This window comes from Campylobacter australis, assembly GCF_050586305.1.
Taxonomy (GTDB): Bacteria; Campylobacterota; Campylobacteria; order Campylobacterales; family Campylobacteraceae; genus Campylobacter_A.
Genome location: NZ_JAXUAA010000002.1, coordinates 74,109 through 86,576, shown reverse-complemented (window position 1 = coordinate 86,576; position 12,468 = coordinate 74,109). Strand labels below are relative to the sequence as shown.

Below are 12,468 nucleotides of genomic sequence, written 5' to 3'. Positions count from 1 at the left end.
GAAATAAATATTATAATATTTTTATAAATTTTTAGTAAATACTAAAGATAATAAATTTGCTTTTATTTTATATTTAGTTTGCTAGCTACAAGCAAATGGGAGCATGTGGTAAAATTATATTAATTTAAGTTAAAATTTATTTAACTCAACTAAAACTCTCTCTAGCTCACCTTTTTGTCCTATACGATATAGCGAAAAGTCATATTTTATGGGGTCATCTGAGTCAAATTCACGAAGTTTTTGAGTTATCTCAAAGGCTGAGCGAAAGTCATAGCTTTTACGGCTACAAAGTCCAAGTGAGAGGGAAATTCTATGAGTATGTACATCAAGTGGTAGTAAAAGCTCACTTTTTGGCAAATTTTTAAACAAACCAAGATCTATATCGCTATCACGAACCATCCAACGAAGGTACATATTATAGCGTTTGTATGGGCTTTGTGGACTATTTGTAAAGGCTCTACCATAAAAGAATTCATAACCATCTGAGCGATAGTCGTTTAAAGAGTAGATAAATTTTATAAGCTCGTTTATCCCATCTATCATCTGTCCCTTTTTTTTAAAGCCATTTTGAACTATATGCTCGATATCCTCACTTTTTTTAAAGCGAGATAGAGTTATAAAAATTTGCTTTACATCCTCTATATTTTGAAAGCGGTACTTAAAATTTTCTAGATTTTTTTTAATAACTTGCTCGCTTTCATCAAGCAAATCAAATTCAAGAGAATTTAGAAATTTTACAATCAGCTTAGCATTTCCATAGGCAAAAAGAGCGCAAATAAGCGAAATATAGGGGTCTTTGAAACAGCTAGCGACTTGAAGTGGATCAGCGTAAGAAAAAAGCTCATCGCCACTATTTTTAACAGCAACATGAGCTTCAAGAGTATCTTTAAGTGTCATTGCTTAAGCGAAAGCAGTGTATCAAGCATCTCATCAACTGTTGTAATAATCTTTGCCGCAGCCCCATAACTAGACTGAAAACGAATAAGGTTAGTTAGTTCTTCGTTAGTATCTACACCACTAATTGACTGAAATTCGCTTTCAGCTGTTTTAAATAGCGACTTGCGTGTCTCATGAAGCGTATTATTACTCTCTGTATCACTTGCTATGTCTGTTGTTAGATAGCGATAGTACCCCTCAATAGTCTCGGTTTTGCTTTGAGCCATGCCGTTATTATAAAATGTAAGCTCTTTGTACTGCATCATAACCATTTTATTTGCAACTACATTATTTCCACTGACAGGCTTTGAGTAACCTTTTAGTTTTGTGTGATCAGCTCTAAACTCATCACTTATGGCCATATCTGCTGCTTTTTCACCTTTAAAAAATTTACTTATACCTATAACACCAGGAAAATTTGTGCCTTTATCTTCAAAGGCTATGCTATAAGTACCTTGTGCGTGTTTTGGTGTAATAGCAAATGTTCCTTTATTACTCACTTTGTCATAAAAGTAAGATGCAGAGAAAAAATCATCAACATCATTTAACATATTATTGTCATTATTATCATCAGAATTTGAGTTAAATTCGCCAACAATTGAGTTACCATAAGTCTCATCAGCCATCGTTGTTGTGCCATTAACATTTATAGTTTTTCTAGCTACTTCGGCACCTTGATTATCATAAACTATCACATCAAAAGTGCCGTCTTGTATCTCATTTGAGTAGTTTCTTAATGTTGTAGCTGGTGTTAGATATGAGTGTTCATCAGTACTAGCCATCTCCATCGCAGACTCAGCATAGATATTGTTTGTATTGTGTATAAGCGTGCGCGAAAAGTTATCTAGATTATCAATATATTTTTGTATGGTTCCATCTGAAAATTTATAAGAATTTTGGTCAAAATGCCTTCCTCTAAGATCAAGTGCAGCACCTATTTTTCCATTGTAGATTTTATCTTCCATAGGAATTCTTCTACCATCTTCACGCTCATAAAAAATAGTTGAGAAGTCGTTATTTTGCGTGCTTCTTTCTATTTGAATAGGATGAAAATTTACACCGTCAACTATACTTACACCACCAATATTTAGATAATACCATCTACCCTCATCTGTGATACCGCTATCAACTGGCATATTGCTTCTAATATCATTTTTAAACGAGTCGACATTTACAAGCTTTGACATCGCAAGCTCAAGCTCATCACGCTTATCGCGAAGATCATTTGCATTTATCCTTATGCCAGAGTCTTTTCCGCTCTCAACGCGGTTTATCTCTTTATTTATCTTTGCTATTTGTTCTCCAAGACGGTTTATCTCGTTTATATTTATCTCTATCATCCTATCAAGCTCATGATGAACCTTATCGATATTTTGAGCCGTTGTAGAGATGTGCTGTGACATTGTAGCAGCTTTGTTTAGCAAATTTAGCTTTTGGGCGCCGTCGTCTGGATTTGAAGCAAAATCATTCCATGCACCAAAATACTCTTTCATATCCATCGCTATCCCAACATCTTCAAGATCTGGCATATACTGAGCTACCTCTTGTAAAATTTGTTGTTTGTAGGATGTATTTTCTAAATTTGATGATGCACTTTTTAGTCGTCCGTATGTAAATTCATCATGAATTCTTACTATCGTATCTACTTGTGTTCCAGTGCCAACACCACCAGGGACAGTATTTAGCGACATAGAAGCTGATTGAACAACACGCTGGCGTGTGTAGTAGTTACTATCTGCATTTGTTATGTTATTACCAGTTGTGCTGATTTGCATTTGGGCTGCATTTAGTCCAGATACACCAGTGTTTAGTGACAGAAAGATATTTGCCATTATTTAAACCCTTGTTTTATATGTATTTGTTTCACTTGAATACTCTCCATCTTGAGACTTAAAAATTTCCTTTGCAAGCGAATCAAAAAAGTCTTTTACCAAAACAACATGTCTAGCATACTCTCTATTTTTTACATTTAGAGTTTCTAGTTTTTCACGCATAAGCACTAGTTTGGACTTGACTTCATCGTCCAAAACATCAGCCAAATTTTGCCCACCATCAATCTTTGAAAGACGCACAAGCTCTTTATCCAAAGCCCTTTTTGTATCCTCAAATTTTCTAATGAGAGCATTTTTTGTTTTTACGCTCTCATCAACCGCTGTGTGTTTGGCTTGCTTTATATTTTCTATATCTTGCTCGGTAGTCTTTATAAGCCCATCAAGTGTGCCTATGGCATCATTTATATATTGTTTTAACATCCTAACCTTACCACTTTAATTTAAGCAAGAGTTTGTGCTATCGCCCTTGCTGTTTTACTAATATCTATCTTATAGCTTCCATTTGCTATCGCCTCAGAAATTTGTGCCACCTTGTCACTTTTTTCACTCTGGCTAACATCAGAAGTTTTTTTGAGATCTGTTGATTTGTTTATCAGACCTGTTTGAAGACCTTGATTTACGCCTAAAGAACTTATCATTTTAAACCTTTATATGATTTCTCACCCAACATATCGGCATAAATTGAAATTTCTTAACCCCTTTGCTTTAAAAAATCGTACAAAATATCACTAAATCCTAAATTTCCACTCAAAGCACCACTCATCGTGTCATTGTACATTGATTTATATATATCAGAACCTGCTGTTTTTGGAAAAAGTGAGTTTTTTTCGTCCTCTTTTAGTGCAATATCTAAAATTTGCTTTACCATAAATGCTTCAAACGCATCTGTTTGCTCACGCAAAAGCTTATCTTGGCTCTCTTGAGAGGGCTGAGTAAGCTTATTTGTGTGCAAATTTGAGTATGAGTTTAACGCCATAGTATTATCTATCTTCATTATAAAATCTCCACATCAACATGTATCGCGCCTACACGCTTTAAATTTTCTATGATAGCTATGATATCACTAGGGCTTGCACCAAGTTTACTTAAAGCTCTAGCTACGCTTGCTATAGTTGTTTTTTCATCTTTTATTTTTATAAGATTTGCTGGCGCACTAATAGCTGCTCCATCTTGTAAGTCAATGTCATTATCAGCTAAATTTTCATAAGAATTTGGTTCTATCTTTATCGTTATATCGCCATGTGTTAAAACAACTGGATCAACGCTTACATTTATACCACTAACTATCGTGCCAGTTCGCTCGTCTATAACTATCTTATCATCAGCCTTATAGTCTATATCAAGCTCTAAAATACGGCTCATAAGCTCGATTAAATTCACATCATCTGGTCGTCTAAGCACAACCGTGCGAGCATCTATAGCTAAGGCTATCTCATCTCCTAAATTTGCGTTTATTGTCTCTTGAAGCTGGTTTGCGGTCTTAAAGCTTGAAGTTTTTAGGCTTAAATTTACACTTTGCTGTGTTGCAAAGTCATATGCCACCTCACGCTCAACAAGCGCCCCACCAAGTATATTTCCAGCTGTTACATGATTATTCCCACCGCGACCAACATTTTTGCCTCCGATACTAACCGAGCCTTGCGCAAGCGCGTAAATATCACCATCAACAGCCTTTAAAGGCGTCATAAGCAGTGTTCCACCTTGAAGACTTTTAGCATCTCCAATAGACGAGATAGTTACATTAAGTTTATCGCCATGTCTTGCAAATGGTGGCAAAGTAGCTGTAACTATAACGGCTGCTGTATTTTTTGACTTTATATCATCTGGATTTACCTTGACATTTACGGTTTGAAGCATGTTAGATAAAGCTTGTATCGTAAATTCTGATGTTGAGCCATCGCCAGTGCCATTTAGCCCTACAACCAAACCATATCCGATAAGCTGGTTTTCGCGCACACCTATGACACTTGCGATGTCCTTTATCTGTGTCGCAAAAGAATTTTGCGCAAGAAGTATGAAAAATATCGTTGCTAGAATTTTCTTCATCACAGTCCTTTTTGGATTTAACTGCGATATATAAGCAAAAATTATTCCAAATTTTGATTATGAGTAGTAACTTAGTGTAGTTGCGCCGAATTTTTTTGATTTAAACATAGTAAAATTAGAAATTTTCTCATCAAATTTTATCTGAGATGAGTGCTCAAAAACTATCATGAAAATTTTACTCTCATCTAGACTTTCTACCATTTTTATCGTCTTTTTATAAATATCACTAAAGCCATCTCTGATGTCAAACGGCGGATCAAGATAGAGCACAACTGATTCACTTGCAGATGCTATGATAGCTGGCAAAAGTGCAAAACTATCGCCATGTATGGCTTTTAAATTTTTATCGATACTAGCCATATTTTTTGATGTAAGCTTAAAGGCATCTTTATCTATCTCTATAGCAATGGCGCTTTTTGCACCATTGCTAAACGCCTCGCACGCCATTAAAGCACTTCCTCCAAATCCCTCGATAAAAACCTTACCATAAAGTTCGTCACGCACCGTATCAAAAAATGAACCCTTTACGATGCTTTTTGTACTTCTTGTTATTTTTAAGCTTGGGAGCTCTATCTTTTTGCCTTTAAATTTTCCAGTCGAGATAGTAGCAAAAAGTCTCAACTCTCAGCCTTTACAAGAGCTATCAGGTCATTTTTAAAATTTGTCAACAATACATCAAGCTTTGCCTCAAAATTTTCGCCCTTTATCTTAAAACTTGGTTGCTTTATCTGAATAGCAAAATAAAACTCCTCAAGCGCATTTAGTAAATTTTGTTTTGAAAATGGTAAATTTATGTGTGAGTCTATCAAAAAAACTGGTTTTTGAGAGCTTACTTGAGTATCAGACACGACAAAATCACACTCTTTGTGTGGCGAGACAAATTCTTTACAAAAAAGCAGAAGCGACTTTTGAAGCATAATGCACTCGCATTCAAACGAAATTTTCATAACTTTCCTTTTAAATTTGCATAATTTTAGCAAAAAAATTATAAAATACTATAAAGTTTTTCAAAAAAAGAACGATATACCCATGTAAAGATTTTTCAAGGAGCGAAAAAATGGAAATTCCAAGCAATTCAATTATTAGCCAGCCAATTGTAGATACGGTTGTCTCTAACCCACACACTAGAGAGGTTGAGCCAACTAGTGCATCTGTAAAAGCAGATGTGGATGAGTTTAACGGACTTTCTCAAGAGGAGGCAAAGCTAAAACTTGAAGATATTACTGAGAAGTTAAATTTTCAGATGCAACAGCTTGATACAAATATAAGATTCAGCTTTAATATGTCTGATAAAGTTATGGTTGTGCAAGTTAGGGAGGCAAACACGGGCGATATTATAAGAGAGCTTCCAACAAAAGAGGCGCTAAGAATATCAAAGTATTTTAAGGAAAGCATCGGCATGCTTTTTGACAAGGAGAGTTAAATGGCAGAGGTTTCATCAAGCACTTCAAGTGCTAGTACACCAACAACGAGTGCAAACACATCAAAATACGGAACGCTTGGTCTAGGCAGTAGCAACAAGCTTAGTGATGATTTACTTAATAAACTAAAGGCGGCAGACGAAGCAGCTCAAGTAAATCCAATGACTAGAAAGATTGAAAAAAATACTGATATCAAAGACGATGTTAATGCTGTTATCACCTTGCTTAATAATGTAAATTCATCATTTTCTAAATTAACTGATGAGTCAAACTATGCAAAAAGAGCGGTAAGCTCTACTGGAACAAGCGCTAGTATCACTGTTGCTTCTGGTGTAAGCGTGCAAGACCTTTCACTAGATGTCACGCAACTAGCACAAAGAGATAGCTTTAAGACAAATAAATTTACAAGCCCATCTGAACTTATAGGTATAACCGAAGACTCAAACTTTGAGATAGAGATACGCGGAGTCAAACACTCTATAGATGTTAAAGCTTCGACAACATATCAAGATCTAGCAGATATGATAAATGAGCGGGCGGGCGCTGATGTGCAAGCTAGGATGATAAATGTAGGAAATGGCTATCAGATGGTTATCCAATCAGCAAGCACTGGCGCGGATCAATCTTTTACCCTTACACAAAAAACTGGCGACTCGTTAGCTAAAATAGGTCTAGACAGTACGAAATTTCAAGACAAAGACGAAAAAGGCAATCTCTTAACAAATGAAGATGGCTCACCAAAAATGACATCAAATCTTGAAAAAAATAGGCTTACAACAGCACAAGATGCAAAATTTAACTATAACGGTCTTGAGATAACTAGAACGACAAATAAATTTGATGACTTGCGTTCTGGCATATCGATAACACTAAATGAAGTTGGTAAATCAAGTTTTAATGTTACTCAAGATACAGCCGACCTTGGTAAATTTGTACAAGAGATGGTAGAGCAGTATAACCTTTTAACAGAAAACTTAGACAAAGCTACGAGCTATGATAGCGAAACTGGCAAGTCTGGATATTTGCAAGGCATAAACGAGATAACATCTATAAGACAAACACTTAATAGAATTTTAACAGGTCAAAACGACGAAGGCAAGAGCATAGATCAGTATGGCGTAACAATGAACGAAAAAGGCAAACTTGAGTTTGACGCGTCTCAGTTTTCAGCTAAGCTTTCAGCTGATGCAGAAGATGTTAGAAAATTTTTCATGGGTGCTACAACTATTGAGACTATAACCTACATGGGAACAAGTGCTGTTAAAGATGGTGCTCTAAAACTTGAAGCGGGAGACTTGGTTATAAATGGTCAAACGATAAAACTTGAAGAAACAAGTGCTGGCTCAAGCGCAAAAGATAATGCGTTGGCACTTTTAAAAGCCATAAATAGCGCTGGAGTTTTAGGTCTTAATGCTAGTTTGAGTCCAGATGAAACAAGGATAATACTAAAGATAAGCGATGGTGCAGACATTGAAATAAAAGGTAAAAATAATGTCCTAGCAAATTTTGGTATGAGCGAACAAACTGTAAATGCAAGGAGCACGACAACAGAGGGTTTATTTACAAAATTAACTAAACAAGTTGATAAACTTACTGGAGAAAAAGGATCGCTTACACTTTATAGCTCAAATTTAGTAGAAGAAAACAAAAAATTAGAAAAAGAAAAAGAAAAAGCTCAGACAACACTAAATGAAAAATATCAATCTATGCGCGACACATGGAGCAAGTACGATGCGCAAATAGCTAAGCTTGAAAATCAATTTTCAACACTAAAAGCTATGATCGACGCAGAATTAAAAAGTAAAGACTAAGGGATAAAATGGGCATAAACAATACAGCATACGCAGCATATGCACAGTCAAGTGTTGGAGGCATAGAATCTCCGACTAAACTTATTGAGATGTTATATGATGGTATTTTGAGATTTATTTTTCGCACAAAAAAAGCTATAGAGGCTGGTGATATCGAAAAAAAAGTCTATAATATCAATAAAGCAAATGCTATATTTGTTGAGCTTTTAAATTCCCTTGATTACTCACAAGGAAATATAGCTCACTATCTTAGTGGGCTATATACTAGACAGATTGAGCTTTTAGTTCAAGCAAACATAAAAGACGATATAGCCGCTCTAAATGAAGTTACAAATGTTGTCAAGCAGCTTTCAGAGGCATGGAGAGAGAGCACAGCTCAATGAAGTGGCTAAACGATTTTAAGGTTGCTATCATAAATGAAGATTTTGATGCGATAAAAAGACTTGTGGCTAGTTTTAGCGAGCAGAAATTTTCAGCTCAAGACGCAGTAGAGGCACAGGCTCTAACGGCATCAGCGATTGAAATTTTAAAAACAAAAAGCAAGCATATAGAAGGTGAAATAACCAAGGTTAATAACATTAAAAGATATATGAACTCATAAATCTAGCTTTTATTCAAATTTAGTTAAATTTAAAAATACGACTTTACCATTAAATTAAAATTTTGAGCTTTTTAAAACCCAAAATTTAATCAGTTTTTATATCCCAAAAGCTCTCTTGCATACTTTAGCCCAAGAGCATAGGCTTTGTCGTTTGCAGCAGCCACCTTTTCTGGCACATGAGAAAGCATACTAGCACGCACAATATGCTCATCTATGCAGCCACTCATCGCAACAGCAACACCAAGTGCAACAACACTTTGAGTTATGACATTTCCAACTTCATCTTTTGCAATAGAGATGATAGGGATCTCATAAATTTTCCATCTACTTTTATCCTCTTGGCTTGCCTTAACTAAATTTGGCTCAACAACTATAATGCCACCATCTTTCACACCATCTTTAAACGCATCATAGCTTTTTTGTGCCGTAGCAAGCATAAAGTCTATATGGCCTTCGTTTGCGTAGGGATATAAAATTTCACTCTCATCAAGGATGATATCAACCTTAGTTGGCCCACCGCGCACTTGTGAAGTGTAAGTAGATGCTTTGACTCCATATCCTCCACTCTCTATCTTTGCAGCCGCCAGAATTTCGCCAGCTAAAATAACACCCTGCCCACCAACTCCGACAAATCTAAGCTCACTTTTCACGCTAGCTCCTTAAAATTTATATCCACCCCATCGCGCATTTTGGCAATTACCTTTGCATAGGCTTTTGTGTATTCGGTTCGTTCATCCTTATGAAGTACTCCTAGCGGAAATTTGCCCTCTTTCTCGCTCCCTTCAAGCGCTTCAAATTTGGTCTTATCTAAAATTCTTGAGCTTATCCATTCAAGATTTTTTACAGCTTCGCCCATCTTGTTTTTGCGACCTAAATTTATATGGCAGTTTGAAAAAACATCAAAAAATGCATAACCATCGTGCTCAAAACCATCTTTTAAAAGCCTTGTAAGCTTTGTTGGCTCAAGCACACTCTGCCTTGCCACAAAACTAGCCCCTGCTCCCATTAAAAGCTTGCAAGCATCAAAACTTGGATCAATATTACCATACTCAGCTGTCGCAGTCCAAAAACCCCTTGGCGTTGTTGGACTTGTTTGAGAATTTGTAAGTCCATAGATGAAGTTGTTTATTAAGATATGTTTTATACCTATATTTCTGCGTGCAGCGTGCAAAGTGTGGCTAGTGCCTATGGCAAGACCATCACCATCGCCAGTAATGACGATGACTTTTTTGTCTGGATTTGCCAGTTTTATCCCAGTTGCATACGCTGTCGCTCGTCCGTGTGTAGTATGAACAGTGTTGCAGTTTATATAACTTGAAAAGCGCCCGCTACAGCCAATACCACTTACCACACAAACATCATTCATATCCCAACCAAGCTCATCTATGGCTCGCACAACACTTTTTAATACAACACCGTCGCCACAGCCCCAGCACCAAAGTGTAGGCATCTTATCTGTTCTTAGATATTTATCATAATCAAACGCCATAGAACTCTCCTAGTTTTTTCTCAATCTCAGCTGGACTTATAGGTCTGCCATTTACTTTAAAAAGTGTGCAAAAGTCATTCCTTGCTGTTACTTTTATGACTTCACCAGCATATTGTCCCAAATTTAGCTCACAGATTAGTAGTTTTTTAAATTTCTTTGCTATTTTGCAAAGCTCACTAATACACATAGGAAATAACGATATAGGTTTAAACAACCCTACTTTTACCCCTTTTTGGCGTAAATTTAGCACAGCTTGTCTTGCTGAAAGAGCGACGCTTCCATAGGCTATTATACAGATTTGAGCATCATCTAACATAAACTCTTCAAATTTTTCTATCTCATTTGTATGGCTATCTATCTTATCAAATAGCCTTTTCATGTTATATGCAACTATATCGCTATCTTCAGTCGGAAAGCCTCTTTCTCCGTGATGAAGTCCAGTAACATGATAACGATATCCTTTAAAAAATGGGTTTAGTACAGCTGGCTCATCATGTTTTACCGCATATGGTTGATATTGGCTAGCATCTCCATCAAAGCTTTTTCTTGAGACGATATCTAGCTCTGAAATTTCAGGTATCTTAACCTTTGCTTGCATGTGTCCTATAGTCTCATCAAGCAGCAACATAACTGGTGTCATAAAACGCTCAGCCATATTAAAAGCATGAACTGTCATAGTGTAACACTCAGTTAAGCTTGATGGTGCAAGCACTATCATATTTACATCACCGTGGGTCGGGTTTTTTGCTTGCAAAACATCACCCTGCGCCACTCTTGTAGGAAGTCCAGTAGATGGACCACCGCGCATTACATTTACTATAACAAGTGGAATTTCAGCGATAAAAGAGTAGCCTATCTGCTCAGCTTTTAGCGAGATCCCAGGTCCAGAGCTGGCTGTCATAGCCTTTGTGCCACTCATTGACGCACCAAGAGCAACACATATACCAGCTATCTCATCCTCCATCTGTATGAAAGTTCCACCATTTGCAGGCAAAAGAGAGCTTAACTCATGGGCTATCTCACTGCTTGGAGTTATGGGATAGCCACCAAAAAATTTACAGCCGCACTCGATAGCCGCCCTTGCAACAAGCTCGTTTCCAGTAGTTATAAGCTCTCTCATAGGCTCTCTAATTTTTGAAATTTGTTTGCCCAAATAGCCAAAGCTCTCTCTTTTGCTTCTGGCGTGAGTTTTGCAAATTTAAAGCCTTTTTGAGCGACATATATTGCAAAGTCAGGGCAGTGCAACTCACAATCCCTACACCCAATACAGGCATCAGGATGTACAACCTCTATCATCTTTCCAAGCACAGCACTAGCCTCAAGACGCATACCAAGCACGCCAGCTGGGCAGTTACTAACGCACACATCGCACGCCTTACACCTGCTCTCATCTACCCAAACCGCTACATCATCGCGTATTATCATCTAAATTCTTTCTTTATTTATAAATTCTCTTTGATAAATTTTATATTTTGCACTATTTCAGCCTCACTAGCCTTAAGTGCTTCATTTTCTTTATCCGCTAGATTGAACCCAATAACCTCTCCAACTCCATTTTTGCCGATCTTTGCAAGCCTTCCACAAGCAAAACCATCAAGCACTATACTTACGCTTTGAAGCTCATTTGTATCATTTTTGATGGCTTCACAAATTTTTACAGCTCCTGCAGCTGGCGCATAAAATGCTGAAGTGCCTACTAGATTCACAAACTTTGCCCCACCATTTCTAGTCTGACTGTCTATATGAGCAAACTCATCGTTGTTTAAATTTGTATTTAAATAGTTTTTAGAGATTATCATCTTGTCATTGTGTGCGCCCACCACCTTGCTAGATGAGCAAAACTCGCCTTTTAGCGTCGAAATTTCATAATTTAACCTAGCACTATCAAGCTCACCCGCCATGCCTATTATTCTATTTTTTGCAAAACCGCTAAACTCATAAGCAAGATAAACCATTACATCAAGAGGGTTTGTAACCACTACGATAAAGGCGTTTGGAGCGTATTTTACGATATTTTTAACAGCCATATCAAGTACCTTTGCATTTATAAGCAGCAAATCCTCGCGAGTTTGTCCTGGCTTTCTTGGGCTTCCAGCAGTCATTACTACAATATCACTATTTGCAATCAATGAATAATCATCGCCACCTAATACTTTTAGGTTTTTGTTAAAAACATGAACGCTTTGAGCTATGTCCATAGCTTTTGACTGGGCTGTTGCGCCAAATATATCAACCATCGCAAGCTCATCGCAAACCCCACGCATAGCAAGTGCGTAAGCTGTGCTTGCACCAACATTTCCAGCACCGATAACAGAAATTTTCATCTTTTTTT

At 36.9% G+C, this 12,468-nt stretch carries 17 protein-coding genes; 4 read left to right on the top strand and 13 right to left on the bottom strand.

What is annotated here, in order from left to right:
* Positions 1-129: 129 nt before the first annotated feature.
* From U5B17_RS03305 to U5B17_RS03270, 8 genes are all read right to left on the bottom strand, one after another.
* Complete coding sequence (locus U5B17_RS03305; RefSeq protein WP_430803950.1) at positions 130-897, bottom strand: TIGR02757 family protein; 768 nt, start codon at positions 895-897, stop codon at positions 130-132.
* The gene (gene flgK, locus U5B17_RS03300) at positions 894-2,768 is read right to left on the bottom strand and encodes a flagellar hook-associated protein FlgK (protein WP_430803949.1); all 1,875 of its coding nucleotides are present in this window, start codon (positions 2,766-2,768) and stop codon (positions 894-896) included. The genes U5B17_RS03305 and flgK overlap by 4 nt, the downstream gene beginning before the upstream one ends.
* Before the next feature lie 3 nt (positions 2,769-2,771).
* Positions 2,772-3,188 (bottom strand): flagellar export chaperone FlgN, encoded by a 417-nt coding sequence (locus tag U5B17_RS03295; RefSeq protein ID WP_430803948.1) that lies wholly within the window; start codon positions 3,186-3,188, stop codon positions 2,772-2,774.
* Between the two features lie 20 nt (positions 3,189-3,208).
* Positions 3,209-3,406, bottom strand: a complete 198-nt coding sequence (locus U5B17_RS03290; RefSeq protein ID WP_430803947.1) for a flagellar biosynthesis anti-sigma factor FlgM — start codon at positions 3,404-3,406, stop codon at positions 3,209-3,211.
* A 53-nt stretch (positions 3,407-3,459) separates the two neighbouring features.
* Positions 3,460-3,762 carry a rod-binding protein gene (locus tag U5B17_RS03285; RefSeq protein ID WP_430803946.1) on the bottom strand — a complete coding sequence of 101 codons (303 nt, stop codon included), beginning with the start codon at positions 3,760-3,762 and terminating at the stop codon, positions 3,460-3,462.
* The gene (locus U5B17_RS03280) at positions 3,762-4,805 is read right to left on the bottom strand and encodes a flagellar basal body P-ring protein FlgI (protein ID WP_430804266.1); all 1,044 of its coding nucleotides are present in this window, start codon (positions 4,803-4,805) and stop codon (positions 3,762-3,764) included. The genes U5B17_RS03285 and U5B17_RS03280 overlap by 1 nt, the downstream gene beginning before the upstream one ends.
* Positions 4,806-4,871: 66 nt before the next feature.
* A complete protein-coding gene (locus U5B17_RS03275) occupies positions 4,872-5,435 on the bottom strand; it encodes an RsmD family RNA methyltransferase (protein WP_430803945.1) in 564 nt (187 codons plus the stop codon).
* Entirely contained in the window at positions 5,432-5,761 is a 330-nt protein-coding gene (locus U5B17_RS03270) for a hypothetical protein (protein WP_430803944.1), read from the bottom strand. Before U5B17_RS03270 ends, U5B17_RS03275 begins: the two co-directional genes overlap by 4 nt.
* 110 nt (positions 5,762-5,871) lie before the next feature.
* Here U5B17_RS03270 and U5B17_RS03265 point away from each other — a divergent pair, with 110 nt between their 5' ends.
* The 4 genes from U5B17_RS03265 to U5B17_RS03250 are packed head-to-tail and all read left to right on the top strand — an operon-like array spanning position 5,872 to position 8,647.
* Positions 5,872-6,237, top strand: coding sequence for a flagellar protein FlaG (locus U5B17_RS03265; protein WP_430803943.1), 366 nt, complete (start codon positions 5,872-5,874; stop codon positions 6,235-6,237).
* Positions 6,238-8,046, top strand: a complete 1,809-nt coding sequence (fliD, locus tag U5B17_RS03260; protein ID WP_430803942.1) for a flagellar filament capping protein FliD — start codon at positions 6,238-6,240, stop codon at positions 8,044-8,046.
* Positions 8,047-8,054: 8 nt separating this feature from the next.
* Entirely contained in the window at positions 8,055-8,429 is a 375-nt protein-coding gene (gene fliS, locus U5B17_RS03255) for a flagellar export chaperone FliS (RefSeq protein ID WP_230056423.1), read from the top strand.
* A complete protein-coding gene (locus tag U5B17_RS03250) occupies positions 8,405-8,647 on the top strand; it encodes a hypothetical protein (RefSeq protein WP_430803941.1) in 243 nt (80 codons plus the stop codon). The genes fliS and U5B17_RS03250 overlap by 25 nt, the downstream gene beginning before the upstream one ends.
* Positions 8,648-8,736: 89 nt before the next feature.
* Here the strand turns inward: U5B17_RS03250 and U5B17_RS03245 are convergent, their stop codons facing one another.
* From U5B17_RS03245 to U5B17_RS03225, 5 genes are read right to left on the bottom strand one after another with little or no spacing between them, the layout of a single operon-like run.
* Entirely contained in the window at positions 8,737-9,297 is a 561-nt protein-coding gene (locus tag U5B17_RS03245) for a 2-oxoglutarate:acceptor oxidoreductase subunit OorC (protein ID WP_430803940.1), read from the bottom strand.
* Positions 9,294-10,136, bottom strand: a complete 843-nt coding sequence (locus U5B17_RS03240; protein WP_430803939.1) for a 2-oxoglutarate ferredoxin oxidoreductase subunit beta — start codon at positions 10,134-10,136, stop codon at positions 9,294-9,296. The genes U5B17_RS03245 and U5B17_RS03240 overlap by 4 nt, the downstream gene beginning before the upstream one ends.
* Positions 10,126-11,256 carry a 2-oxoglutarate synthase subunit alpha gene (locus U5B17_RS03235; RefSeq protein ID WP_430803938.1) on the bottom strand — a complete coding sequence of 377 codons (1,131 nt, stop codon included), beginning with the start codon at positions 11,254-11,256 and terminating at the stop codon, positions 10,126-10,128. The genes U5B17_RS03240 and U5B17_RS03235 overlap by 11 nt, the downstream gene beginning before the upstream one ends.
* Positions 11,253-11,561, bottom strand: coding sequence for a 4Fe-4S binding protein (locus U5B17_RS03230; RefSeq protein ID WP_430803937.1), 309 nt, complete (start codon positions 11,559-11,561; stop codon positions 11,253-11,255). Before U5B17_RS03230 ends, U5B17_RS03235 begins: the two co-directional genes overlap by 4 nt.
* Before the next feature lie 17 nt (positions 11,562-11,578).
* Positions 11,579-12,460 (bottom strand): lactate/malate family dehydrogenase, encoded by an 882-nt coding sequence (locus U5B17_RS03225; RefSeq protein WP_430803936.1) that lies wholly within the window; start codon positions 12,458-12,460, stop codon positions 11,579-11,581.
* Positions 12,461-12,468 lie beyond the last annotated feature (8 nt).

Bases quoted from the DNA above. Each gene is read 5' to 3' on its own strand.
- U5B17_RS03290 (WP_430803947.1), bottom strand. From the start codon at position 3,406: ATGATAAGTTCTTTAGGCGTAAATCAAGGTCTTCAAACAGGTCTGATA.
- U5B17_RS03250 (WP_430803941.1), top strand. From the start codon at position 8,405: ATGGAGAGAGAGCACAGCTCAATGAAGTGGCTAAACGATTTTAAGGTT.
- U5B17_RS03230 (WP_430803937.1), bottom strand. From the start codon at position 11,561: ATGATAATACGCGATGATGTAGCGGTTTGGGTAGATGAGAGCAGGTGT.
- U5B17_RS03240 (WP_430803939.1), bottom strand. From the start codon at position 10,136: ATGGCGTTTGATTATGATAAATATCTAAGAACAGATAAGATGCCTACA.
- flgK (WP_430803949.1), bottom strand. From the start codon at position 2,768: ATGGCAAATATCTTTCTGTCACTAAACACTGGTGTATCTGGACTAAAT.
- fliD (WP_430803942.1), top strand. From the start codon at position 6,238: ATGGCAGAGGTTTCATCAAGCACTTCAAGTGCTAGTACACCAACAACG.
- fliS (WP_230056423.1), top strand. From the start codon at position 8,055: ATGGGCATAAACAATACAGCATACGCAGCATATGCACAGTCAAGTGTT.
- U5B17_RS03235 (WP_430803938.1), bottom strand. From the start codon at position 11,256: ATGAGAGAGCTTATAACTACTGGAAACGAGCTTGTTGCAAGGGCGGCT.
- U5B17_RS03305 (WP_430803950.1), bottom strand. From the start codon at position 897: ATGACACTTAAAGATACTCTTGAAGCTCATGTTGCTGTTAAAAATAGT.
- U5B17_RS03265 (WP_430803943.1), top strand. From the start codon at position 5,872: ATGGAAATTCCAAGCAATTCAATTATTAGCCAGCCAATTGTAGATACG.
- U5B17_RS03285 (WP_430803946.1), bottom strand. From the start codon at position 3,762: ATGAAGATAGATAATACTATGGCGTTAAACTCATACTCAAATTTGCAC.
- U5B17_RS03225 (WP_430803936.1), bottom strand. From the start codon at position 12,460: ATGAAAATTTCTGTTATCGGTGCTGGAAATGTTGGTGCAAGCACAGCT.
- U5B17_RS03295 (WP_430803948.1), bottom strand. From the start codon at position 3,188: ATGTTAAAACAATATATAAATGATGCCATAGGCACACTTGATGGGCTT.
- U5B17_RS03270 (WP_430803944.1), bottom strand. From the start codon at position 5,761: ATGAAAATTTCGTTTGAATGCGAGTGCATTATGCTTCAAAAGTCGCTT.